The following is a 21,274-nucleotide window of genomic DNA, read 5'->3' as shown; positions in this document are numbered from 1 at the left end:
GACGTTGCTTTTACTTCTGGGCGATAACAACGAAAAGGGACAATGACATGCACAACACCAAAACCCGGCTGGCGCTGCTGGTCGGCTGCATGGCGCTGAGCGCCAACCTGTGGGCCGACGCGCAGCCGGTGCAAGCGACGCTGGCCGGGCATGCGCTGCTGCCGGTGAAATCCGCCGTTTCCACACCGAAGGACGCGCCGAGCGATCTGCAGCAGAGCGGCAAGTACACCAGCGGCAAACGCGTCACCGAGCTGGGCAGCGTGGCGGGCAAATCCGCCGATCGCCTGACCGGCCTCGGCCTGCCGATCGACGGTCAGCCGCTGCAGGGCCACTCCGGCATCAAACACATGCCCGACGGCACCTACTGGGTGCTGACCGACAACGGCTTCGGCAGCAAGGCCAACTCGCCGGACGCCATGCTGTACCTCAATCACTACAAGATCGATTTTAAAGACGGCACGGTCGCGCCGCTGAAGACGGTGTTCCTGCACGATCCGGATAAAAAGGTGCCGTTCCACATTATTAACGAGAGCACCGAGAAGCGTTATCTGACCGGCAGCGATTTCGATCCGGAAAGCTTCCAGTTTGCCGACGATGCCTTGTGGATCGGCGAAGAGTTCGGGCCTTACCTGATCAAGGCCGACCTGAACGGCAAGGTGCTGGCGGTGTTCGACACCCAGGTGGACGGCAAGGTGGTGAAATCGCCGGACAACCCGACGCTGACACTGCCGGGCGCGCCGGACGGCAAGCAGAACTTCCAGGTGGCGCGCTCCAAAGGCTTTGAAGGCATGGCCGCCTCGCCGGACGGCAGCAAGCTGTACCCGCTGCTGGAAGGGGCGCTGTGGGACGGCGAGCAGTTCGAGAACGTCGGCGGTAAACGCTACCTGCGGGTGCTGGAGTTCGACGTGAAACAGCAGGCCTGGACCGGCCGCAGCTGGCAGTACGTGCTGGAAGACAACCAGAACGCCATCGGCGACTTCAACATGATCGACGCCACCCACGGGCTGGTGATCGAGCGCGACAACGGCGAAGGCACGCCGGATAAAGCCTGCGCCGCCGGTGCGCCGACCGACAACTGCTTCAGCCAGGTAGCCAAGTTCAAGCGAGTGTATAAAATCGCTTTCTCGGACGCCAACGTCGGCAAACCGGTCGAGAAACTGGGCTATATCGACCTGCTGAACATTCAGGATCCGAACAAGCTGGCGCGCAAGCCGCTGAACGACGGCGTGCTGACTTTCCCGTTCTTCACCATCGAGAATGTGGACGTGGTGGATGCCAACCACATCATCGTCGGCAACGACAACAACTTCCCGTTCTCTTCCAGCCGCCAACCCAATATGGCGGATGACAACGAGTTCATCCTGCTGGACGTGAAGGATTTCCTGAAGTAGCGCTCCGCGGCCGCCGAATCGCCGGCGGCCGCCATTTCCCGCTTAGCGCAGCGAACAAACTGCGCTATAATCAGCGCCTTGCTTCTTCTCTTCTCCAAGGAAGATCCTCGTCCCCGGTGGGGCGGCCGGACTTCAAATCCGGTTGGGGCCGCCAGCGGTCCTGGGCAGGTTCGACTCCTGTGATCTTCCGCCAAAGCTTGTCCGGGTAGTTCCTGAAAAGTCCATTAAAATGCATAAAATCAATTAATTATGTGATTTTATTGTCCACTGGTGTCCGTGCATTACCGCCTGAATCCGAGAAAAATGTGTATAATGGTGCGTATAATTTTTTTATACACAGAATCCACTTATACACATGCTCCTAACTGACATACAAATTCGACGCTCCAAACCGCAGGAAAAACCCTACACCCTCAACGACGGCCAAGGCCTGTCGCTTCTTATCAATACTGATGGGAGTAAAGGTTGGCGTTTTCGCTATCGCTATGCCGGAAAAGCCAAGCTGATGTCCTTTGGCACCTACCCCTTGGTAACGCTGGCCGACGCGCGAGAAAAGCGCGGAGAGGCCCGTAAGCAGGTTGCGAATGGTATTGACCCAGTAGCCGAGAAAAAGGCGCAAAAGCTCGCTCAGAAGCTTTCTGTCGAGAACTCTTTTGAAGCCATTAGCCGCGAGTGGCACGCGAACAAGGCTGACCGATGGACTCTAGCCTACAGGGAAGAAATCATGCGCACTTTTGAGCAGGATGTGTTTCCGTATATTGGTCAACGCCCCATTGCCGAAATTAAGCCCTTAGAGCTACTGGAAGTACTACGGCGCATTGAGAAGCGTGGGGCATTGGAGAAGACCCGTAAGGTACGCCAGCGCTGCGGAGAGGTCTTCCGCTACGCCATTATTACCGGTAGGGCGGAATATAACCCAGCCCCAGATCTTGCCAGCGCGTTAGCCGTGCCCAAGCAAAAGCACCATCCGTTCCTTTCGGCTGAAGAGCTGCCTTATTTTGTTAAGGACTTGGAAGGATATACCGGCAGTATCATCACCAAGAATGCAGCGAAGATCGTTATGCTGACCGGCGTACGCACGCAAGAAATGCGCTTTGCTACGTGGGAAGAGATCGATCTTGAGCGTGCCATCTGGGAGATCCCCGCCGAACGTATGAAAATGCGCCGCCCGCACATTGTGCCGCTCTCTACTCAGGTGGTTGAACTGTTTAAACAGCTACAACCGATCACAGGTCACTATCCTTACATTTTCATTGGACGAAACAACCGCAGAAAGCCTATAAGTAAGGAAAGTGTGAATCAGGTAATAGAGCTGCTGGGATATAAGGGGCGAGCCACCGGTCACGGTTTCAGGCATACGATGTCTACTATCCTACATGAGCAAGGGTTTGATTCTGCATGGATTGAGATGCAGCTAGCGCATGTGGATAAAAATGGTATTCGAGGTACTTATAATCATGCTCAGTATTTGGAAAAACGCAGGGATATGTTGCAATGGTATTCCGATATAATCATTTGAGGTGTTATGAGCGCATCTAAGTTAGATACAGTTGATTTTAATTTTATTATGGCTGAATGTTTGCGTGTCGGCAAAAGATTATCAGGCGATAATATTATGGAGGAACATAAGTTAGAATATAATGGGCCGCATGGTGGCCTCGGCATGATGATTACTGCCCCTGCACGAATTCAACTAAAAAACAAAGAGGGTAATTATCCTCAATTGCATTTATCCTATGCGGCGCATGACAGATTTTTTGATATTGCACGTAGGCAGATAAATTCTAAACGATTAGGTAGTCATATTACAGTTAGTGAGTTTGTCAGTTTTTTGATGGATGAGTTTTACATCTATGTGATAATAGATGACGAAACTGACGATCAGAGAGGGTACTCTCGATTAGTTGATAGGACTATAAAGAATGCATTTAAAAAAATGGATTCGGAGCGTTTTTATTTTCCAATGCTTGCATTAGGTCTGGATCATGACATTGAAATAGGTAGTGCAAAAATAGTCTGTAGAAATACTATTTTTAATATGGCAAAGCCTTTTTTTGATAAAGAAATAATAAATGGAGCTGATGACTTTTGTGATTCTGGAGAGTTTCCTTATAATCATTTTTTAATTGTTAATGTTACCAAAAGATCAAATAAGCTAAGAGCGAGGGTGGCAAAAAATATCGCTGAATTTATAGTTGGAATATTTCATGTTTTTAGTGAACATTATAACATATCACATGAATTTATTTCTTTGTCATTTAACTCCGTGCCTAGATATAATGGTTTTTATTTTACTAATAAGAATGAAAAATTAGACTATAATTTTTCAAGTAAAGGCAAGGTGCTATGGAGTGATGTTTTTTGGAGTAAATTTCAATCTGACTTTAAAGATGATTTAAAAAATATTATCTCAAAGTTAATTGAAATGGCTCTTGACCCATCGAGTGATAATCTAATTTCTGATAGATTAGTTGATTCAATATATATGTTTAGTAGTTCCTTGTATGATAAAGATAAGGCCTTCCGTGTGGTAAAGTTAACAGCTGCTCTAGAAAGGCTTGTTAGTTTAACTACGGATAAAAATAGTGGGATAACTACTCTGAATTTTAAAAATAGGGTGGCATCTTTGGCTGCGGTGTATTATGGTGACCTTGATAAGTGGATGATAATAGCGCAGAAAATGTATGATATGAGATCTGGTATAGTTCATGGAAGTTCGTCTATATATAGGGGAGGTAACGAAATCAACACTAATGAGTATAGCAAATTAGCAGCTAGGGCGATTATTTCTGCTTGTTTTGGCTTTTCCAGTTTAGGTTTGGATACGCCAGATAAGGATAAGATATTATCTGATTTTTACAAAAGTTTAGAATATCATTGCGGTGCAAATACTAAAGAAAAATAACCATTAATCTGCCCTGTTTCCCATTCATATATCAAAAATAATCGCGTTCAACGACCTGTCACAGTGCGATAGTGCCAGCACCCTACTGAGTTAAATAGCAACAAATAGATACCTCAGCGACACGCTGACGCACTAAACGAAAAGTTGCTCAAACCTCTGCGCGCGCAATACTCCCTCGCCTACGCGCTCTGACTTTATCATGCACATTTCATGCATGACTCAGAGGCCCTGTAAGCCCTTGTGGCACGGGGTTTCAGCTGTTTTGAGAGGCTGGGGATTAATGCAAAATCATGCACCCTATGCATGCACGTGCAGTTTAAGGCAGGCTAGCCAGAAAAAAGGCTGTTTTTGGACTTGGGGAACGGTAAACGCCCCGCAGCAAAATCAGTATTGCAGCGGGGTCAGTTCAATCAATGAAGTGTTTGGTTTCGGCTATAACGGCGGTAACGGTTTAATGTCCTTTTTTCCGGCGGCGGTAAATATTCGCTGGTCACAGTTTCCGCTTGAATGGGCTGACATAAAATCTTATCGATGCTCTCCACCGTCTTGAATGTGCAAGAACAGGTCAGGCTCTGACATTGGTAATACGCCTCTTTCGTCCGCTCCGTGATATAGCGACTGGTGCGAGTATAGGACGCATGAGTGCACAGCGGGCAGCGCATCATGATTTGGCCCCCTTCTGCTCCAAGTGTTGACGTTTTTTCTTCAGTTCTGCGATAACCTGCATACGCTTGGCAAGACTGCTTTGCAGTTCCGGCAATGCGCCGGTTTCTTGCGGTATCGTCAGGCCAATCTCATTCAGCACCGGGTGGTCGATATTTTGCGTAGCCATAGTAGCGCGAATGCGGCCTTGTAGCGTGCCCAGTACCTGTTGCTCAATCATCCTCATCGGATTGTCCGCATAGACGCCGTAAGCCCGTGAAGCCAGTGCACAAGCCTTGATAACGTCAGGGCTGATAAGCGCCTTGCTCAGCGCATCCACCGCCTGATGCATCGCGTGAGCTGCAAAGGTCGTGAGGGCGTCTTTGTGCGCGTTCACCACCTTCGGGGCTGTGCCGCCGCAGTTGAGGTGAAGCTGCATTTTGTCCAGCTCCATCTCCTCAATCAGTCCGTCGAACTCTTTCGCCAGCTCCCGCTTGGAAATCCGGCTGTGGTGCTGCGCTTGCAGTTCCGGCGTCATCTCCCCGCGCAGTTTGCGAAACAGGGTGCGCCACTGGCTTTCTGCCTCATGGCTTTGCACTTCGGTGTCTTTCTTCTGTTGGTGGCAGCGAGCAATGCCTGTCACGACATCAGTCAACGCCTGATAGTTTTTTTCGTGGGCGGCGCGAGCGTCACGCAGGGCTTGCAGTTTATCGGTGATGTATTTCGGTAAGGTGGTGGTGCTCATGGGGTTATCTCCGGTGTCAGTCAATGTGAGGCTATTCTGCTGACCGCCGTACAACATCGCCATTCATCCCAGTTGGACTGTCCGCAGGACAACAGTCTCGAAAAATGACGATAAAACCATCAAAGCGTTTTTAGTTTTATATAAAACTATTCACAACTGTTCACTCTAATAAAAAACATAGATAAATCAGTCAATAAATCAGTGAATAGTTTCACTAAAACTCGTCACCCAGTGTTCACTACTGTTCACTTTTCTAAAAAAGACCTTTTCTCTGGCTAGCCGTGGTTAGATTTATTTTTGATGTTCCTGTCTATTTATAAATCGATTATTGATTGCTGAAAGCTATGAATTAAAAGTGAGGAAGGGTGAGGAGCGGTGGGCTAATGCAACTTAGTGCAATTCGTTGTTTTTACGTGCAATTCCTTAGCCCATCACACAACATCCCCTTGTTGCCACCCCGCAAAATATTCTCATAATAGGGCGCTACCAGACGAACCCACACAGCGCCGGTGAAATCCCACCGGGTATAAACGAGGTAGCATTCCATGTTTGCAGTTGCCACACAGACCCCTTCCACATTCCCGACCGTCCCGGTCGATTACATGCCCCGTGAGCGTTTCATTCGCCTGCCCGAAGTGCTTTACACCACCGGGCTGTCACGCTCTACCGTCTACGAAATGATGACCCGCAAGCAGTTCCCGGCCCAAGTTTCCCTTGGCGGTAAAACCGTCGCGTGGCTCGAATCAGAAGTCGAAAGCTGGATGGCTGAACGTATCGCCAACCGTCATCAGGGGGCCGCAGCATGATGCGGTTAACCTTTGGTCGCCAGCACTTTACCCTGAGCGACAACGACGCACTGTTTGTGGCAGAAGCCATCCTGTTGCAACGCAAACAGCCGGATATTGTCTTACCGGAGCACCGCAGCGAAAAACACGGCGTTATTCGTCTGGCGAGTCGCCAGGCTGAGCCGCGTCTGTTCAGTGCCGGGCCAGTACCGCTGACCTGCGCCGCCGCTGAGACCCGCAACGACCAGCTTACAGACTGTTGATCACTATGCGATCGATTGAACGTCCGGGGGCGTCTTACGGCTTGCCCCCGCGTCCGGCACTGCGCTATAGTCCCTCCGCTGTCGCACAATCGGCAGCCGGGCGTGGAAACCCGTGTAACTCAATGGCGACACCACACGCGCCTAGCGTGTTTTTTTATGTCGCGGCCTTAGTGCGCTCATTTTTTGCACAGTGGTTTTTATGCTACTGTGGCTGTCAAACAATGGTGGCTCAGGCGGGGCTGACTTCGGTCAGGCCGGTATCCATTGAGGCCGGTATTTCCACCCCCGTCTGGGCTACCACCCATAAGCGTGGAAACTTCGGTGGTAGCAATAACCATTACTCAATGGAGGCTGCCACCATGGCTACGACCCTCACCCCGACTCACCCTACATTCTGCTTTCTGTTTGCGGCCGTGCGCCGTTCTGCGCTGACGGCTTCACCGCGTATCGTGCGCACCGTGGCGGATTCTGAACACAGCGCCCGCCGCCTACTGGCGCGTGACTACATTCTGTCGTTTGCGGGCCGTCTGCCTGTTCAGGGGGTGGCATGAATACGCTGGCCGCCCGTTTCCACAGTGAAACCTTCTATCCTATTCCGCATGCTGATTTCCTGCGTCTTCAGCACGCGCATTCTACCGGCGTGCTGTTCCTCGACATGCTGGATACCCTTGAATCGACCGGTCAGCGCCCTGACGCCGCTCAAAAAGCCGCCTTTGCGTCTGTCATAGCGGTACTCACTGACCAGCTTGGACAGGTCGTCAAAACCTGTGACTCCCACATCATCGCCAGCATGGAGGCTTCCGCCGCATGAACACCCCACAGTCTTGTTTACCCGTTGAAGTCCGTACCGCCGTTTACCGTCGCGCTTTGGCCCATGCCTATCTCGATACCTGCGCCTTTTACCGGGTGAACCCCGGCTACACGCTGGATGAACTGCAAATGGCGATTGCGATGGACATTGAAGGCTACTTTGTCCGCCAGCACGGCGCAGAGGTGGGCATGGACATGGCCTGTACCATGCTCAGTGACATGGTGCAGCCGGATATTCTGGTGGCGCCGCCGCGTCTGACCACGCTCGGGCAGAAGATGATGGATGAGCTGTGCTGTGGCCGGATGGCCGTCACCTGCAACACCACCGTGCACTGAGGGAGCAAAACAATGACCGCAACAAGCGTTTCTCACACCTCACGTGCAGCGACCGGCCACTGGCCGGTCTTACTCACCGCGCTGGGCATTCACATTACTGCAGGGGGCCGGGCGCAGCCCTGCCCGGTCTGCGGCGGCAAAGACCGTTTTCGCTTTGATAATCTGCAGGGCCGTGGCACATGGTTCTGTAACCAGTGCGGCGGTGGCGACGGCCTGAATCTGGTCGAAAAAGCACTGGCCGTGACCACCAAAGAGGCCGCCGTAAAGGTGGCCGGGGTATTGGGTGAGCCATTAGGCAACGCCTTGCCCGAATACAATTCCCAGCAGGAACTGCAGGACAAAGCGCAGGCGCGAAATAACGCGACTCAGCAGGCCAGACAGCTACTTGCCAGCGCCCAGCAACAGGCCGGGAATAGCTATCTGACCGCCAAGGGCTGGCCGGATAGCGACACCCTGACATTACAGGGGCCGTCGCTGCGCGTGGGCGGTATCACTTATCAGCCCGGCGACTTGCTGCTCCCCCTGACTGACAGCGCCGGGGAGGTGGTTAACGTCCAGTTAATCAACGCCGCAGGCGACAAGCGCACGCTGGCCGGAGGACAGGTGAAAAACACCTGCCATTTCCTGCCGGGGCAGGATAATGCCGTTATCTGGCTGACCGAGGGTTACGCCACCGGCCTGACCGTGCACCACCTGACCGGGGAAAGCGTCTGCGTTGCGCTCAGCGCCAATAACCTGCCCGCGATGGCGCAGCAGTTGCGCACTCATTATCCTGATGCGCTGTTGTTGCTGGCGGCCGACAATGACGAGAACGGCACCGGGCAGGCCCGCGCCGCCGAGGCCGCGCAACTGAGCGGCGGTAAACCGGCGTTGCCGTCAGAAACCGGCGACTGGAACGACATTTACCTGCAACAGGGCAAGCTGGCCGCGCTTGCACAATTGACTGCCTTTAGCCAGCCCAAGCAACCCAGTCCGTTTGATACGCTCAGCGATGCCGACCTGAAAGCCATGAGCGCGAGTGAAAAGGCCGAACTGCTGGCGGAGCACTACCAGCACCTGCTGGCCGTGCCACAGGTCGGTGAAGACCTGTGCCGCTATGAAAACGGCGCATGGCAGGTGTTGCCGTACCGGGTGTTCAGCCGCGAGATTGCCGCCCTGTTTCAGAAAATCCGCGCGCCGTTCTCGGCGGCGGGTATCAACAGCATTCTGGACACACTCAGGCTGATGGTGTCGCAAATGGGCACGCCGGCACGACACCTGATTGGCTTTCGTAACGGGGTGTTTGATACCACCACAGGGCAATTCAGTGCGCACCAGAAAACGCACTGGCTGCGCACCGTCAACAGCGTGGATTACACGCCGCCCAAGACCGGGGAAAATCTGGCCGACCACGCCCCGCACTTCTGGCGCTGGCTGACCCGCGCTGCCGGGCAGCAATCCGACAAGCAGGCGCGCATTCTTGCTGCGCTGTTTATGGTGCTGGCGAACCGTTATGACTGGCAACTGTTCCTTGAGGTCACCGGTCCCGGCGGCAGCGGCAAAAGCGTGATGGCCGCGATAGCCAGTCTGCTGGCGGGGAAAGACAACACCACATCAGCCACCATCGATAACCTCGAGTCGGCACGCGAGCGTGCATTGGTGGTTGGCTTTTCGTTGATTATTCTGCCTGACCAAGAAAGGTGGAGCGGTGACGGGGCAGGCATCAAGGCGATCACCGGTGGCGATGCGGTGGCTATCGATCCGAAACACCGTGCCCCTTACGCGGCGCACATTCCGGCAGTGATTCTGGCGGTGAATAACAACCCGATGCAGTTCAGTGACCGCAGCGGCGGCGTGTCTCGTCGCCGGGTGATCCTGCCGTTCCCGGAGGTGATACCGGCCAGCGAGCGTGACCCGCAGTTGCTGGCAAAAATCACCGGCGAGCTGGCGGTGATCGTGCGCCACCTGATGCAGCGTTTTGCCGTGCCCGATGACGCCCGCACATTGCTCGAAGCGCAACAGAACTCCGATGAAGCGCTGGAGATTAAACGCAGTGCCGATCCGCTGGTCGATTTTTGCGGCTACCTGCTGGCAGTCAATGCGCCTGACGGTCTGTATATCGGCAATGCCAACATTACCCCGGCGAACCCACGTAAATACCTGTATCACGCGTACCTCTCTTACATGGAGGCCCGGGGACACAAGTACCCATTGAATCTGACCGCGTTCGGGCGCGCCGTGCCACAAACCCTGCGAGAGTATGAAATAGCGCTGTTGAAGCGCAAGACCAATCAGGGGATGCAGACTAACCTGATATTAAACGAAGACTGTGAAGCCGACTGGCTCCCAAAGTGTGAAATGCGCTAAGCGAATAGCATCACGATCGTTTCTGCCGATCAATAGGATTTTATTGATCTGCCGAACCCATTGGACGCTGCTGCGCGGGTGCGCTTATAGTCGAGCAGTACAAACCGCATATACCCAACACCGGGGAACCCCGTAGCGGTGACTACTCAGGCCTGCATTGCAGGCCTTTTCTCTGCCTGAAATCCCTTCCTGCCCTTCACCCACAGCGCAATAAATCACCGGTTCGGGCCAGTATTTTGCATTTTTGGGCTGACTGTTCACTGTAAGTGACCAGTCAGGACAAACTCATCACCAACCAATCACCGGTTAATTTATTGTTTTTAAACAACTAAAAACAAAAGTGAACACTGTGACCAGTTTTTCTATAAATCTTTTTTTTGGGAACATTTAGAGTATTTGGTTGTTGTGTTTGCAAAAACTCTATGGTTAATTAGTAATCACAAGTATCTCATTACTTATGCCGTATGCTGTTGCCAATTATTATTTAGAGAATAATTAAAAAGGTGAGGATATGAGCAATAAACTAAATGGATTCTATGCTTACCCTTCAATACCAAGTGAAGTAGGATTATGTATTGACTCGGCGTCTGCGAAAGTAAATAGTTCTAATGGTAGAGTTACAATAAAAACATGGAAGCAGCTAGATATAATAGGGCACTTTATATCTGGAGAGGTATTATCCGGAATTAATGAAGCGGATTTTTTAATAGCGGATATAACTGAACTGAATTTTAACGTCACATATGAGATAGGATATGCAATAGGACGGCTAAAAAGGGTTTATTTGACAAGAAATTCAAGTGTCAACCAAAAAGGAATAAAGATATCTGATGTGGGTATTTTTGATACATTAGGTTATAAAACGTATCAAAACTCCCAAGAGTTGCAGAAAATAATTAGTGATTTTGTTGACTTTAATGCTATTGATGTTAATGGTGACTTAAATATAAAGTCGCCAGTTTATATAATAAATACACCATTTAAAACAGACTGGTCTGGTAGGATTATATCCAGAATAAAGAAATCTGGTTATATTTATAGAGAGTTTAATCCAAGTGAACAACCTCGCTTGTCAGCTTTTGAAGCAATAAAGCAAGTGTCATCATCATATGGAATTGTGGTCCCCTTGCTTTCTGATTCATCTGAGGGATTTGAGATTCATAATATTAGGGCTGCCTTTATTGCAGGCTTAGCGCATGGAATGAATAAAGCTGTATGTCTTATTCAAAATGGAGATGGACCCGTCCCTCTTGACTATAGAGATCTAGTAAATGTCACCTATCACCCTGGAGACGTAAATGAGGTGATTGGAGGTTTTGCTATTGAGGTGGCTAAAGCGTTCCAAGAAGGTGATAATGATAAATCGCATAGAGAGAAATCATTTCTGAAGAGATTGGATTTGGGTGCTACATCTGCTGAGAATGAGATGCGGTATCTCGAATCGTATTATTTAGAAACAGATCAATACCTAAAAGCACTTAGGGGAGAGGCACATCTTATTGTTGGTAGGAAAGGCTCAGGAAAGTCCGCTATATTTCTCCAGATAAGAGATCATGAACGCGAAAGAAATAGAAGTAAAAATATAGTGTTAGATTTAAAACCAGATGGTTATAAATTGATAAAATTTAAGGAGAGAATGCTAGAGCATTTAGAGGAGGGAACCTATCTACATACCATTACAGCTTTTTGGGAATATGTTCTTTTGCTTGAGATTTGTTATAAAATAATAGAAAAAGATAGAAAGAGACATGTTACTGATCATACCCTTTATGACGGGTATCGAGAGCTGGTAGAGTTATATAATGTCGATGAGTATGATTCTGAAGGTGATTTTTCTGAAAGAATGTCGGTATTAATGGAGAAGATTTACTCTCAATATGATGCTGTTTATGGAGATAAAAAACATGTGAGTTTAAATGCTGCAAAGATAACAGAACTCATCCATAAGCATGATGTGAAAAAACTTAGAGAGAAATTAATTGGATACATGGGGAATAAACTATCTCTATGGCTTTTATTTGATAATATAGATAATGGTTGGCCGACGTCAGGACTTGAACATGGCGATTTAATGATAATAAGAGCCTTAATTGATGCGACGCGGAAAATAGAAAGGGAATTTAACCGTAATGAGCTGGATGTGAATACTGTAGTTTTCCTCAGGAATGATGTTTACGAACTCTTGGTCAGAGAGACTTCAGATAGAGGGAAAGAAGCCAGTGTTTTATTAGATTGGACTGATTCTGATTTATTGCGAGAGTTAGTTAGGTTAAGAATAATTTCAAATAATCTCCCAGAGGAAATGGATTTCATTACTGCTTGGCGTAAAGTTTTTATTAGTCATTATAAGGGAGAGGAAACATCGCAATATTTAATTGATCGCTCATTAATGAGACCAAGATTTTTATTAAATCTAATTAACCACTGCAAAAGCTTCTCGATCAATCTAAATCATGAAATTATCGAAGAGACAGATATTGAAAAAGGTATTTCAGCTTATTCTTCAGATCTTTTACAGGATATTGGCTATGAACTTCGTGATGTATCAAAAGACTCAGAAGATATTTTGTATTCATTTATAGGATGTAATGCTACTCTTTCTTATATGGACGTCATTGGAATAATAAGCACTCAGCAATCTGATATTGATGTTTCAGAGAAAATAATGGGCCTCTTACTTTGGTATGGGTTCTTAGGAATTAAAACAAGCTCCGGAGATGTCAAGTTTATTTATAACTTTAATTATAATAAAAATCTCTTGGATGGGGTGATAAAAAAAGAAAATGGTAATTTGAGCTATGTCATTCATGAAGCTTTTTGGCCTGTACTAATGATCACTGGAGATTTATAAGGCGTGGATATAGGCTTTGTGAGCTGCTTACGCCGTAAGCAGCTCTCCTTTTGTATAACCATATGTATATTTTTTCTTTTTATTGGATTTTTTGTATTAAATATCAGTAAGTTGATGTGATTTTATCACTCCTGTGATCTTCCGCCAAATTACTGTTTCCCTCACTTTCTTAAATTCAACAAAATCCTATCCAAGCGAGTCAGCTTGCAGATATTTTTTTGGGAAAATAACCGTTGTTCGAGTAATGAGCTTTGATGTGGTTCTCTGGCATACTGAGCGAACTACAGCGTTGTAAGTCAGATTTCAGATTAAAGCGGAGGCGACATGGCAGACAAGCACTTACCCCAATCACCGGCAGGTGAGTTTGTTATGTTTGCCAGCGATGACGGCAAAGTGCGCGTTGAATGTCGTTTTGAGCAAGAAACGCTGTGGCTGCCCCAGGCGACCATCGCGAATCTTTATCAAGTGACTCCCCAGGCGATTACGCAGCACATCAAAGCGATCTACGAAGAAGCGGAACTTGAACAAAACGCAACCTGTAAGTCTTACTTACAGGTTCAGCAGGAAGGGGGCCGTCACGTCAGGTAAGTCGCAATATCCTGCACTATAGTCTGCCCGTTATTCTTGCCGTTGGTTATCGTGTTCGTTCGCCTCGAGGAACTCAGTTCCGGCAGTGGGCAACCCAAACGCTTCAGGAATACCTGATAAAAGACTTCGTGATGGATGACGAGCGGCTTAAAAATCCGCCCGTGGGTTCATCCGCAGTGCCTGATTACTTTGATGAGATGCTGGAGCGCATCCGTGATATCCGTGCCAGTGAGCGTCAGGTTTATTTGCGGGTTAGGGAGATCTTCGCATTAGCCGCCGACTATCAGCCGTCACTTAAAGAGACAACGTTGTTTTTCCAAACTATCCAAAACAAGCTGCATTTTGCCTGCACCGGCCACACCGCTGCCGAACTCATCCATCAGCGGGCTGACGCCAGCCAGCCCCATATGGGCTTAAGCAGCTATAAGGGGGAGGAGGTGCGCAAAAGCGACGTGACGGTGGCGAAAAATTACCTCAATCAGGACGAAGTCAGTGAACTCAATCGCGTGGTCAACATGTGGTCAGATTTCGCTGAAGATCAGGCGCGGCGTCGTCAACAGGTGTTCCTGCGTGACTGGCAGGATAAGCTGGATCAGTTTCTGTAATTTAACGACCGTGACGTTCTACAAGGTGCTGGCACGGTCAGTAAGAAAGCGGCAGATGAAAAAGCGCAGGCTGAATATGTCCAGTATGCCGAGCAGCAGCGCCGCTTAAAAGAAGCGGCGGGGGAACAGGATATTGCCGGTTTACTGCAGTGGAAAACAGACACCAAAAAGCGTCCATAAAGCCCCTTAAAGGGGGGAGTTTGGAGATCGGAAATTATTGTACGGTAAGGATGTTTTTTAAACATAATCCGTTATCGCAATAGGGGCACTCCTGCACTATACGGTATTCTTAGGGGATTGATATTAATAACAAAAAACCCAACAATATTGCAATTGTTGGGCGTTATTTGTTATGGGTAAAATGTCAGATTACCAATTGCCATCCTGATAATCGAACGAGATCTGGTAGGCAAATTTTTCAGGGGAAATTTTTGTCTTGAAATACGGTTGAAGCAATGGAATCCAACCACGTTCAACATTGAACCCACCATTATTAATATTATCTTCCAATGGCAACCCTAAGCCTTCGATAACTGAGCCATCATCCCCAAAGTCCTTAGAGTATTCTTCCCCTGCAAATTGACGTGAATCAATTTCAAACCAAACAAGATTTAATTTTAGTCCCATGATGACTATCTCCTTACAGATATTTCTTTTTGAGGTTACGTTCAGGTTTCGGCTCTTCAGTTCGTTCACCGGTGGTGGGATCAAATGCGCCTAGGTGCGTACCGTCGCTGGCTCGATATCCCTCCAGCTCACCGTGCCGTGAATCCCATTCATAGATTTTACGTCCCTTGTCGCCATACCAGCGTGCTCGAAGGCCTCCTCCCCCCTGAACAGGATTCTTCGACTCCCCTTTTTTGAGTTCACCCAGCCCGTGTATATCCTCTGTTTTTGGAGGCCGATGATATCCATGCCCAAATTCTGTCAACCCTTTCCGGGGTTTGACAAGCTCAGGCTTATCCTCCTTGGCCGGTTTTTTTCGTGGTTTGTTGAACATGACATAAATCGGATCAAGACCACTTTCAACCGGTGGAACCAAAATATAGTCATGGATCTGCTGAACATCACCATTGGGCAATGCAGTCAGCGTTCCTTTCCCTGACACATCGACACTGCCCCCCGTCGTAAGCTTGCCTGCAGGCGCACCAACCGGCGTGATGGTAATAATATAACCGGATACGCCCTTGTCATTCGCCGGTGTCCAGGTCAGAGAGATAGCACCGTCATCAGTGGTAAAGCGTAACTCCCTTTTCACCGCATCCCATGATAGTGGCCTTAATGGCACCGCACCTTTTACATTCCGCTCATCAGGGCGAACGATATTGATGTGGATTTTCTCTTCCCCGACATCCCCCGTCTCACGAGAAACCAGTCGATAAGGTAACCGCACCGAATTATAGTTGCCGAGCGCATTCCTCACATCGTCTCGTGTCAATCCGAACCGACCGATACCCAGGGATGACATGACGCTCAATGCCGGCACGTCCAAACTCTCGGAAAAGACAAAAGAGAGCTGAGCAAACTCAGCCGTGGTGACCTGCCCGTTGGCATACAGTTTTTCCGCAGGTGTCTTCGTCAATGTCGTCGAGGCCCGGGCAAACGCGCCACGGATACCTGCTTCCAGTGTCTCCGTCGCCGCTACCGAATTATAGTTGCTGATAACAAATCCGCTTTCACGCCAGAAGTAGGCAGGCTGCTCCAGAAACAGCGAACTGGGTTTGCTGCCCATGACCGGCGGATATTTGGGCAAATCGCCATCGCCAACCGTAAGAACGAATTCTTTCTTCGCCTGGTTGCGCCAGAACGCCGCTTGCGCTTGCGGTGACAACGAAGCAATATCCGGATCGGTCGGCTGCCGAGCACGAATTTTGCTCATATTTTCTCGTGCTCTGCGCTCGAATTCGGCAATTTCTGCACGTTTGTCGGTTTCCGCCTGTCGTTGCGAGGCCAGCTGATTATTCAGTGCTTCCGTAGACGCATTGGTCCGGGTCAGCTCGCGGCGATACTGGTCAGCCTGAGCCGGTTGGCTCCGGGCTCTGGCATTCGATTCCTGAACCGACTGGCGTTGCGCGGTAGCCTGCCCGAGAACAATTTGCGCCTGCGTTTCCGCAATTTGCCGCTGTATGATTGCCAGATCTTCTGGCAACAGCCAACCAAATGTCTTGGATTTTTCCTCGCGCGCCTTTTGCATTGCTTCACGCTCCTGGCGGATTTCCTGATAACTCAGAAGCGCTTTGCGTTCGGTCTCGCGGGCATTGACTTCATTGAGCGGAATGATCTCCACCACGGCAACATAAGCCGGTGGTAAATTACTGCCTGGGGGGAACACCACGATACCATCGTGCGTATTGCCGCCCGGCTGCGTTGCTGGCAACGGTTTGGCTTCAGCATTATTTATCTCGGTAACACCGTCCACGGGTTTCGCCGTGGTTGGCGGTGCCGGCGCATTGACGCGAATATGAATATCAGGCATGCCTGGTACAATTCCCGCCGTATAGACGTCCGGTCGCTTGGTGGGCTTAGCCTCCACAACCGGAACGCTCATCGGCAAAGACGGTGAACGAACAATGGCCACTTTCTGCTGCCCCTCGTCAACGAGGTCAGCAATACGGGCGCTGACCAGGGTTGCCGGTTGAGTGGGCAGTTGGCCCGGTGGCGTCTGAGTGACCAAATCCGCAGGGAGCGTCGTCGTGATATGTCGCACCATCGACATATCATCAGGAGCGATTTTGGTTGGCGTAATGCCTTCCACGACCAATCCCCAAAGGCTACCGCGCCACAGTGTTCCAACCGTAGGGATGCCGAGTGTTTTCACTTTGGCTATTGATTTCGTGATAAACGATTGCACCGTTTGGGATTTCAGCAGACTGAATCCCCACGCACCGTCGATCAACGAAAGATTGAATTGTGTCCCCACCGCGACAGACGCTTGTGCTTCCGGAAACAGACTCAGGTTAATGTTGCTCCCGGTGTTGGCGGGATCCCTGTCCCCACCATTGTTGCCACCACCAGTATGCCCGCCAGTGTCCTTATCCTTACCTCCCCATGGGTTATTCTCCGAACTCCAGCCAGAGTGATCGGATGCATCCACACCCCCACCCAGCCCCGTCGGCCCACCATTCACCCCACCGCCAGGACCGCGGCTGTCTTTACCATCACCACCACTCATAACTCATCTCCTGTTGAAATCGCACACGAATACTGTATGTGCATCCAGTTTTTAGCGAGAGTTAAAGGAGTTTACAAGTCATTAACCCAGCTGGTTGTTGTGCTGTATATCAAACAAAAAAGAGAGGAAGTTTGGGGTGAATGGGGTTTGAGGACCAATGGAACGAAAACGTACGTTAAGTAGATAATTAATTGTTTAAGTTGAAATTTAATGCTCTCTACTCTCCCTTCAGAATATCCTCCGGGAGTATGACGGGTTGCAGAAGCTGGAGTGGGAACGGGCGTGCAGCCGGGATTAACCCACATTTGTCAGTGTGACAGCTGTCGCAGGCGGCTGCTTTTTGTGTCACGCTTGGCACAGACGAGAATGATTATCATTTAATTGACGAGCTTGAGAGGAGGGTTTAGCATCAAACACTATATATAAACACAGTGTTTGTGTGCAAAATGACAGATATCAAAAAGGAGATTTTATGGAGCATAAATGGGAAGTTAAATACGATCCGTATAATTATAATAACGGGGTGGCACCTGAACCCGGATTATATTGGCAAAACGGATCTTGGAATTGGGAAAATGGAGAGGAGACCCTGACGGTCACTGCAATTCCGATCCCTGGGTTGGATGAAAAAGTCAAAGAATGTCTGGCCAATAATATTTGTTTTATCTGCGGAAAGAAAAATTGCCCATATATAAAAAACGACAAGCATTATCGTGAATTGCTGGATGCCTGTCGTCGAGGCGATGGTGCGAACGCAAAAAGAATATACACGCAGCGGTTTGCGCCACTTCTCCATGTATTCAGCGGACAACGTAACGAAGGGTTACAACGGGAACTGGACGCGCAGGCAAGAGCGAAAGCCGAAGCGGAAGCCCGAAAGGCCGAGGAAGCCCGCAAGGCCGAGGAAGCCCGCAAGGCCGAGGAAGCCCGCAAGGCCGAGGAAGCCCGCAAGGCCGAGGAAGCCCGCAAGACCGAGGAAGCCCGTAAGGCCGAGGAAGCCCGTAAGGCCGAGGAAGCCCGCAAGGCCGAGGAAGCCCGCAAGGCCGAGGAAGCCCGCAAGGCCGAGGAAGCCCGTAAGACCGAGGAAGCCCGTAAGGCTTTGTTCGACAAAGCCGGGGTGAAACCCGCTCCCGTGTATACACCGGCGATGGTAGCAGAAGCGAATAAGGCGCTCAAAGCGCCGGGTGCTATGGTGCTGAATCAGACGCCGGGGACGGCGCAGATAGCGTTGGCCGGAGCTGGAGTGTGGACAGCTGCCGGTGATGTGGCAGGCAGTATTACCAACTGGTTCAGTAATGCGCTGTCCAAACTGTCCGTTCCGGCGGTCAGTCCGGGGCTTCTTAAGGCATCGATGGCGACTCTTTGGTTCCATTCAAAACCTGCTGGTCAGGGTAGTGATCAAGTTCCAGGGCGCGACGTTCCTGCGCTGTTTGCGTTTCCGGCGCGGGCTCTGGCGGATGCGAAGGCGATAGAGGCTGGGATGAAAACCGTGAATATGCCGGCGCGTGGGAGTCTGGTGAAGAGCAATGGGCAACTGGCGCTGCAGCTGCTGAAAACCGGTAACGGCGGTATTCCGGCGGCGGTGCAGGTGCTGACGGGGGTGCGTGATCCGAAAACAGGTCTGGACCGTATTACCGTTCCGGCAATTGCCGGTGCAGGCGTCCCTGCGCGGACCATCCTGATTAACCCGGCTCAGCCACCCTCAGCGCCGTCAAATACCGGCTCACCACCGCCTCCGGTCCCGGTGACCCCCGTCCATACTGGCACGGAAGTGAAACCGATGGACACCATCACGGTGACCACGACGCCGGTCGCAGACCACAACGGACTACAGGATTTTATCTACTGGCGTCCGGATGCGGCCGGGACAGGTGTAGAGCCGGTGTATGTGGTGCTGAGTGATCCGCTTGATTCTGGACGATTTACACGTAAACAATTGGATAGAAAATACCTCAAACATGCTAGTGATTTTGGGGTTAGTGACACGAAGAAAAATCGTGAAACGTTGACTAAGTTCAGGGATGCTATTGAGGCGCATTTGGCGGATAAAGGAACTGTGGAGAAAGGGACTTACCTTCATGAAAAAGGATCAAAAGTATTCTTTAATCCAAAAACAAATAACGTCGTTATTTTGAAGAAAAATGGTGATTTTATATCTGGGTGGCATTTAACTGTGGGAACACCGCAATATGAGGTTTACATTAAAACGGGGAGTTTGAAATGAGTATTAAATTAATTGATTTGACGAAAGATTTAGTGTCATCCAAGGTTTCACCTGAAGATTTTGAATCTCGCTTTTTTAAGTTATGGCGAGATGAGGGTAATTCAGGGGTACTGGCAAAGGATAGCAAGGAGATTAGTGGGTGTTTATACGAAATTTTTGATTTGGCTGAGCGGTACACATCAGATCCTGATCGTTCATCAATTGAAATTGATGAAAAAACGCTGAAAAAAGAAGCTGAAGTAACATTGAGAAAATTTAAATTCATCTGAGAATTCTTTGAATATGTTCTTTGCGCCATCCGAACGGGTGGCGTTTTTTATGCATGCAATTCGATGGGGGGACACGGGGCCTGATGCTCAGTGGAACGAAAACCCACGTTAAGATATTTTCTGCCTTTGACGCCGCTTTTAACGGCCTCAGATATCCTTGGGGTTTGAGGGGCAACCGTACGAAAACGTACGGCAGGCTAAAAATGAACGTCTGAAAAATCGATTGGCAGACAACGCTGTCCGTTAAATGCCAATTTTCGATTAAAAAGACACCATTTTAAGGGCATTTTTCTATGCCAATTATGTTTATATATCATACAGTTAATTCAATAACGTACAATCTCGTTCCATTGGCCCTCAAACCCCTGAATAAACTCGCCGACATGACAATAGATAGCATTAAATGTGCATATTAAAAAATTGTTACATTGACATTGTTGGTTTTTCTTCATAAGCCTCAAGCGCCTTTGAAACCGAAGAAGTTGTCGTCATAAGGTGAGGAATACAGACAAGAGAGAGGGCTGAAACCCAACAGGGGATTTATCACGCCTTCAATTAGCTAAAATCGAACGGTCAAAATATGAGCTTAACGTACAATAATTTTCGATATCCAAACTGACCCTTAAACCCCACAAGCAAAATCATTTGGGGGCATAATAGGGGGCATGGTTCAAAATCGAACGGGATAAAACTGAGTAAATTCAATAGAACTGGCTATCAAATGCGACTCCTGTGATGCTCCCAATCTCCTCTGTGATTGTCGTCTCCGGTAGAGTGAGTTTGCTTCTTTCGCTTTGTGATAGCGCAGCTTGCGTGGGTAGAAGAAACGTTCATGAAGAAGGACGACGAGGCAGTAACCCGTTGACATAAAAACCGCTTACGCGGCCTTTTTATTCCTGAGGAATAGGGCAAGCAGATACAGGGTGCCCAGCGGCAGGGCCATGACATAACAGAATGCATAATACAGGATCAGCACGCCATTTTTGCCTATGGTATCGGCGAACAACCCACGGTGCCAGAATGCTTCACTGGTGAACTGCAGGGCGGCCGTTTCAATGGCTTTTTTGGCGAAGGGATACAGCAACAGACTCAGGATGGCGGCGACCAGAGAGAGCGGGACATTCACGCTGGGCTGGAAGAGATGGATATAATAGAGCGCGATAAAAAAGTACGTCACGCCCCACACCTGACTTTTCCAATAATACGCTTTGGTCATTTGTGCCTCCCTGGACATGAGTTCCTTTCTGTTTCGTGCTTGGCGAAATGGAATACCGATGCCATTGCCCGCGTCGCGCGGTTTACCCAAGACGTCTGAGTATGCGCAGGGCTTCGGCAAAATGCC

At 49.5% G+C, this 21,274-nt stretch carries 17 protein-coding genes, 1 tRNA gene and 1 pseudogene; 14 read left to right on the top strand and 5 right to left on the bottom strand.

The window, feature by feature from the left end; all coding sequences use genetic code 11:
* Positions 1-47: 47 nt before the first annotated feature.
* The 4 genes from C9411_RS16780 (at position 48) to C9411_RS25625 (ending at position 4,296) form a co-directional block, all read left to right on the top strand.
* Positions 48-1,391 carry an esterase-like activity of phytase family protein gene (locus C9411_RS16780; protein WP_107227517.1) on the top strand — a complete coding sequence of 448 codons (1,344 nt, stop codon included), beginning with the start codon at positions 48-50 and terminating at the stop codon, positions 1,389-1,391.
* A 98-nt stretch (positions 1,392-1,489) separates the two neighbouring features.
* Positions 1,490-1,584, top strand: a tRNA-Sec gene (locus C9411_RS25745).
* Positions 1,585-1,746: 162 nt separating this feature from the next.
* Positions 1,747-2,910: an integrase arm-type DNA-binding domain-containing protein gene (locus C9411_RS16775; RefSeq protein WP_107227516.1), complete on the top strand. Its 1,164-nt coding sequence runs from the start codon at positions 1,747-1,749 to the stop codon at positions 2,908-2,910.
* A 6-nt stretch (positions 2,911-2,916) separates the two neighbouring features.
* A complete protein-coding gene (locus C9411_RS25625; RefSeq protein ID WP_146158884.1) occupies positions 2,917-4,296 on the top strand; it encodes a HEPN domain-containing protein in 1,380 nt (459 codons plus the stop codon).
* A gap of 410 nt (positions 4,297-4,706) precedes the next feature.
* Here C9411_RS25625 and C9411_RS16770 read toward each other — a convergent pair whose 3' ends face one another.
* Positions 4,707-4,961, bottom strand: a complete 255-nt coding sequence (locus C9411_RS16770) for an ogr/Delta-like zinc finger family protein (RefSeq protein ID WP_107227515.1) — start codon at positions 4,959-4,961, stop codon at positions 4,707-4,709.
* The gene (locus C9411_RS16765; protein ID WP_107227514.1) at positions 4,958-5,683 is read right to left on the bottom strand and encodes an NAD-dependent aldehyde dehydrogenase; all 726 of its coding nucleotides are present in this window, start codon (positions 5,681-5,683) and stop codon (positions 4,958-4,960) included. Before C9411_RS16765 ends, C9411_RS16770 begins: the two co-directional genes overlap by 4 nt.
* Before the next feature lie 545 nt (positions 5,684-6,228).
* Here C9411_RS16765 and C9411_RS16760 point away from each other — a divergent pair.
* From C9411_RS16760 to C9411_RS16725, 8 genes and pseudogenes are all read left to right on the top strand, one after another.
* On the top strand, positions 6,229-6,489 hold the full coding sequence (locus tag C9411_RS16760) for an AlpA family transcriptional regulator (protein ID WP_060428555.1): 261 nt from the start codon (positions 6,229-6,231) through the stop codon (positions 6,487-6,489).
* Positions 6,486-6,731 carry a hypothetical protein gene (locus C9411_RS16755; protein WP_060428553.1) on the top strand — a complete coding sequence of 82 codons (246 nt, stop codon included), beginning with the start codon at positions 6,486-6,488 and terminating at the stop codon, positions 6,729-6,731. Before C9411_RS16760 ends, C9411_RS16755 begins: the two co-directional genes overlap by 4 nt.
* Positions 6,732-6,736: 5 nt before the next feature.
* A complete protein-coding gene (locus C9411_RS16750) occupies positions 6,737-7,282 on the top strand; it encodes a host cell division inhibitor Icd-like protein (protein WP_107227551.1) in 546 nt (181 codons plus the stop codon).
* Complete coding sequence (locus C9411_RS16745) at positions 7,279-7,542, top strand: hypothetical protein (protein ID WP_037432034.1); 264 nt, start codon at positions 7,279-7,281, stop codon at positions 7,540-7,542. The genes C9411_RS16750 and C9411_RS16745 overlap by 4 nt, the downstream gene beginning before the upstream one ends.
* Positions 7,539-7,877 (top strand): DUF5375 family protein, encoded by a 339-nt coding sequence (locus C9411_RS16740; protein ID WP_107227513.1) that lies wholly within the window; start codon positions 7,539-7,541, stop codon positions 7,875-7,877. Before C9411_RS16745 ends, C9411_RS16740 begins: the two co-directional genes overlap by 4 nt.
* A gap of 12 nt (positions 7,878-7,889) precedes the next feature.
* Entirely contained in the window at positions 7,890-10,223 is a 2,334-nt protein-coding gene (locus C9411_RS16735) for a primase-helicase zinc-binding domain-containing protein (protein ID WP_107227512.1), read from the top strand.
* 511 nt (positions 10,224-10,734) lie between these two features.
* Positions 10,735-13,074 (top strand): P-loop ATPase, Sll1717 family, encoded by a 2,340-nt coding sequence (locus tag C9411_RS16730; RefSeq protein ID WP_107227511.1) that lies wholly within the window; start codon positions 10,735-10,737, stop codon positions 13,072-13,074.
* A gap of 324 nt (positions 13,075-13,398) precedes the next feature.
* Positions 13,399-14,447: pseudogene (locus C9411_RS16725) on the top strand (virulence RhuM family protein).
* A gap of 189 nt (positions 14,448-14,636) precedes the next feature.
* Here C9411_RS16725 and C9411_RS16720 read toward each other — a convergent pair.
* Positions 14,637-14,894, bottom strand: a complete 258-nt coding sequence (locus C9411_RS16720; protein WP_107227510.1) for a colicin E3-like toxin immunity protein — start codon at positions 14,892-14,894, stop codon at positions 14,637-14,639.
* A 13-nt stretch (positions 14,895-14,907) separates the two neighbouring features.
* Positions 14,908-17,439 (bottom strand): colicin-like bacteriocin tRNase domain-containing protein, encoded by a 2,532-nt coding sequence (locus C9411_RS16715; RefSeq protein ID WP_107227509.1) that lies wholly within the window; start codon positions 17,437-17,439, stop codon positions 14,908-14,910.
* Positions 17,440-17,911: 472 nt separating this feature from the next.
* Here C9411_RS16715 and C9411_RS25850 point away from each other — a divergent pair, with 472 nt between their 5' ends.
* Together C9411_RS25850 and C9411_RS16700 are read left to right on the top strand one after the other, a co-directional pair.
* Positions 17,912-19,663 carry an S-type pyocin domain-containing protein gene (locus C9411_RS25850; RefSeq protein ID WP_199200136.1) on the top strand — a complete coding sequence of 584 codons (1,752 nt, stop codon included), beginning with the start codon at positions 17,912-17,914 and terminating at the stop codon, positions 19,661-19,663.
* Positions 19,660-19,932: a colicin immunity domain-containing protein gene (locus tag C9411_RS16700; protein ID WP_072270057.1), complete on the top strand. Its 273-nt coding sequence runs from the start codon at positions 19,660-19,662 to the stop codon at positions 19,930-19,932. The genes C9411_RS25850 and C9411_RS16700 overlap by 4 nt, the downstream gene beginning before the upstream one ends.
* A gap of 877 nt (positions 19,933-20,809) precedes the next feature.
* Here the strand turns inward: C9411_RS16700 and C9411_RS16695 are convergent.
* Positions 20,810-21,148, bottom strand: coding sequence for a colicin E1 family microcin immunity protein (locus tag C9411_RS16695; RefSeq protein WP_158263883.1), 339 nt, complete (start codon positions 21,146-21,148; stop codon positions 20,810-20,812).
* Between the last annotated feature and the right edge of the window lie 126 nt (positions 21,149-21,274).

This window comes from Serratia sp. Nf2, from assembly GCF_003028435.1.
GTDB classification, from domain to species: Bacteria; Pseudomonadota; Gammaproteobacteria; order Enterobacterales; family Enterobacteriaceae; genus Serratia; species Serratia marcescens_L.
This window is presented reverse-complemented; position numbering and strand designations above follow the sequence as displayed.

Coding starts and splice junctions, on each gene's coding strand:
- C9411_RS16780 (WP_107227517.1), top strand. CDS start 48: ATGCACAACACCAAAACCCGGCTGGCGCTGCTGGTCGGCTGCATGGCG.
- C9411_RS16755 (WP_060428553.1), top strand. CDS start 6,486: ATGATGCGGTTAACCTTTGGTCGCCAGCACTTTACCCTGAGCGACAAC.
- C9411_RS16720 (WP_107227510.1), bottom strand. CDS start 14,894: ATGGGACTAAAATTAAATCTTGTTTGGTTTGAAATTGATTCACGTCAA.
- C9411_RS16700 (WP_072270057.1), top strand. CDS start 19,660: ATGAGTATTAAATTAATTGATTTGACGAAAGATTTAGTGTCATCCAAG.
- C9411_RS16745 (WP_037432034.1), top strand. CDS start 7,279: ATGAATACGCTGGCCGCCCGTTTCCACAGTGAAACCTTCTATCCTATT.
- C9411_RS16735 (WP_107227512.1), top strand. CDS start 7,890: ATGACCGCAACAAGCGTTTCTCACACCTCACGTGCAGCGACCGGCCAC.
- C9411_RS16730 (WP_107227511.1), top strand. CDS start 10,735: ATGAGCAATAAACTAAATGGATTCTATGCTTACCCTTCAATACCAAGT.
- C9411_RS16740 (WP_107227513.1), top strand. CDS start 7,539: ATGAACACCCCACAGTCTTGTTTACCCGTTGAAGTCCGTACCGCCGTT.
- C9411_RS16715 (WP_107227509.1), bottom strand. CDS start 17,439: ATGAGTGGTGGTGATGGTAAAGACAGCCGCGGTCCTGGCGGTGGGGTG.
- C9411_RS16695 (WP_158263883.1), bottom strand. CDS start 21,148: ATGACCAAAGCGTATTATTGGAAAAGTCAGGTGTGGGGCGTGACGTAC.
- C9411_RS25850 (WP_199200136.1), top strand. CDS start 17,912: ATGGAGCATAAATGGGAAGTTAAATACGATCCGTATAATTATAATAAC.
- C9411_RS25625 (WP_146158884.1), top strand. CDS start 2,917: ATGAGCGCATCTAAGTTAGATACAGTTGATTTTAATTTTATTATGGCT.
- C9411_RS16760 (WP_060428555.1), top strand. CDS start 6,229: ATGTTTGCAGTTGCCACACAGACCCCTTCCACATTCCCGACCGTCCCG.
- C9411_RS16770 (WP_107227515.1), bottom strand. CDS start 4,961: ATGATGCGCTGCCCGCTGTGCACTCATGCGTCCTATACTCGCACCAGT.
- C9411_RS16765 (WP_107227514.1), bottom strand. CDS start 5,683: ATGAGCACCACCACCTTACCGAAATACATCACCGATAAACTGCAAGCC.
- C9411_RS16775 (WP_107227516.1), top strand. CDS start 1,747: ATGCTCCTAACTGACATACAAATTCGACGCTCCAAACCGCAGGAAAAA.
- C9411_RS16750 (WP_107227551.1), top strand. CDS start 6,737: ATGCGATCGATTGAACGTCCGGGGGCGTCTTACGGCTTGCCCCCGCGT.